At 45.0% G+C, this 2,760-nt stretch carries 3 protein-coding genes; all 3 read left to right on the top strand.

What is annotated here, in order from left to right:
• Window positions 1–15 precede the first annotated feature (15 nt).
• Complete coding sequence (locus tag ACT3RN_RS15140; protein WP_192520416.1) at window positions 16–1,143, top strand: polyprenyl synthetase family protein; 1,128 nt, start codon at window positions 16–18, stop codon at window positions 1,141–1,143.
• 52 nt (window positions 1,144–1,195) lie between these two features.
• Window positions 1,196–1,696 (top strand): diacylglycerol kinase, encoded by a 501-nt coding sequence (locus ACT3RN_RS15145; RefSeq protein ID WP_225739295.1) that lies wholly within the window; start codon window positions 1,196–1,198, stop codon window positions 1,694–1,696.
• Between the two features lie 74 nt (window positions 1,697–1,770).
• On the top strand, window positions 1,771–2,598 hold the full coding sequence (locus ACT3RN_RS15150) for a DUF72 domain-containing protein (protein WP_192520417.1): 828 nt from the start codon (window positions 1,771–1,773) through the stop codon (window positions 2,596–2,598).
• Window positions 2,599–2,760 lie beyond the last annotated feature (162 nt).

The raw sequence follows: 2,760 nt of genomic DNA on the forward strand, positions 1-2,760 counted from the left end.
ATAAATGGTTGGATTATGACTGTTTCTTCTACGCCAAGCCCTACCCCTTTGCGCTTTATATCGTTTGAAAACAACGAACAATTTCATGGCACTGTACGCGAACAATTAGCACAAGATATTGAAGTGTTATTTGTTTATGCTGAGCTGCCACATCCGCTGATCGATGCCTGCCGTTATGTGATGACGGGTAAAGGTAAATTGGTACGCCCGTTATTGGTCGCCAGTGCCTTTTCTAGTGTCACAGCGAATAATGACAACGTTTTTAAAAGTGAAAGTATTGAGCAAAAAGACCTGACGCAAAGTGACAGGTTAGACTCTCTTTTAGAAAACGATTCAGATTATGATATGGCGCGCCGTGCAGCACTAGCGGTAGAGCTGCTACATACTTATTCGTTGGTACATGATGATTTGCCCTGTATGGATGATGATGAACTGCGCCGTGGTCAGCCGACTGCTCATATTGTCTTTGATGAAGCGACGGCACTACTCGCAGGTGATGTGCTGCAAACGCTCGCCTTTGAAGTATTGACCGCAGAGCTACCTACCTTTGCGCCATTCGATGCCGATATCGCAAGCCAGCTGCTCGCGATATTTGCACCGCGTGCCAGACGTATGGTCGCAGGTCAAATGCTGGATCTCAATGCCGAAGCCAGTAACAGCATCACACAAACTGACCTAGAAGCCATCCACCGTGACAAGACAGGCGCGTTGATCGAAGCGGCCATGCTCATGGGCGGTGTCTGTGCTGGTGCGACGGCTCCTCAGCGCATGGCATTACAAGAATGTGCTCAACACATCGGTCTGGCGTTTCAAGTACAGGATGATATTTTAGATGTGACCACCAGCACGGATGCGCTGGGTAAACCTGCTGGCAGCGATGAAAAACTGGACAAATCTACCTATGTGAAATTTATGGGCGTTGATAAGGCAACCGACTATGCGCAGTCACTGTTTAATGATGGTCGCGCAGCCATTATTCGCGAACTAAGTAATCGTGAGCTCAGTAGAGATAAGCTAAACAATCAAGAGTTGCGCAACTTTGAGCCTAGTTACTCTCAGCTTGGCAACTCTCAACTTAGTAACCACAAAAATAATAATGCACTTTTAGCATTGATTGAGTGGCTATGGAATAGACAAAAGTAAGGTTGTGCGTGTTAGACTACTTGCTACTTTACAACCATGATGCAGAGTCTACATGAGCGACAAAATGCCTAACGCTGATAAAAACCTTAACGCTCCCTCGCACCCACAGCAGCACAATCATCATGATCATGCTGCTCATACGCCAGATAAGGGAATAGAAACTGCCGAAAACTTCGCCGAAAATGCAAAAGGCAAAGCAGGCTTCGGGCGTATTGTGAAAGCAGCAGGCTACTCGGCCGATGGTTTTATGGCGGCCTACAAAAACGAAGCCGCGTTTCGACAAGCATTTTGGCTGAATTTATTTTTACTTATCGCGCTTGCCTTTATCCCTTTGAGTATCACTATGAAAATGATACTGCTAATGGCTTCGTTTTTGTCCATCATCGTTGAGCTGTTTAATACAGGCATCGAGGCGAGTATCGATCACACATCAACGAAACAACATCCACTGGCCAAGATAGGTAAAGATGTTGGTTCTGCGGCGCAGTTTTTGGCATTGACGCTATTGTTTATATTGTGGGTGATGGCGCTATGGTCTTTATACTCAGTATGATAGAAAACACCCAGTATGATAAAGAAACCAAGGTGTGTCTGCAGCTGCCCACGTATCACATAGAGTTTTGACCAATGACCTCTTCATCGAACTTGACGCCTACGATTTATCTTGGCACTGGTGGCTATAGCGATACCGATTTGCTCGGTACGCTGTACCCCACTGGCACCAAAAAAACCGATTTTTTACGTGAGTATGCCAAGCAATACGGGGCGGTCGAGATCAACAGCAGCTTTTACGCACCTATTGGACAAAAAGCCTTTGCAGGTATGCTCGATAAAGCTTATGTACAGGTCGATAGCGAGTTGAAATTCGCCGTCAAACTGCATCAAGATTTTACTCATGCGCGTAAAGGAACAAGCGATCACGCACAGGCATTTCTAAACGCCTTATCTCCACTTATCGAAGCAAATGCTTTAGCGCCATTATTACTCCAGTTTCCACATGGCTTTGACCGTACCCGTGAGCATCGTCTGTATCTGGCCAATCTGGTCAGTTGGTTTCAAGATTATCCATTAGCAATCGAATTCCGTCATAACGCTTGGCACACGCCACAAGTGGTCGACAGCTTCATACAGCAAGGTCTGATTTGGTGTAGCGTTGATTATCCCAAGGTTAGCGGATTACCACCGTCACGATTGATATTTACCGAGCGTACTGGCTATCTGCGTATGCATGGTAATAATACAGGCTGGTGGGATGCCATGAGCGCAGCAGACCGCCATGATTATCGTTATAGTGAGGCGGAGATGCAGGACTGGGCGCAAGCGATTGCCAATCAGCGTCAGCATTTTGATACGCTCTATATATTTTTTCAAAACACCACCAAAGCGCATGCTTATTATAATATTGCGATGCTGCGAGAAGCGTTGAGTCAGTTTGGGTTTGAGGTGTTGTCATAGATATAATTAAAAATTAAGCTACTTATATAAAGGCCATAAAAATCCTGAATTTAAAATATAAGGAAATAGAGTGTACGCAATAATAACTGAAAATGATGAATCTGCTTGGGCTGATGAAACTGGTATCCTTTACCACTTTCCTAAAAGATATTTAAAATATCT

The organism is Psychrobacter sp. AOP5-GZ1-6, assembly GCF_052376345.1.
Taxonomy (GTDB): domain Bacteria; phylum Pseudomonadota; class Gammaproteobacteria; order Pseudomonadales; family Moraxellaceae; genus Psychrobacter.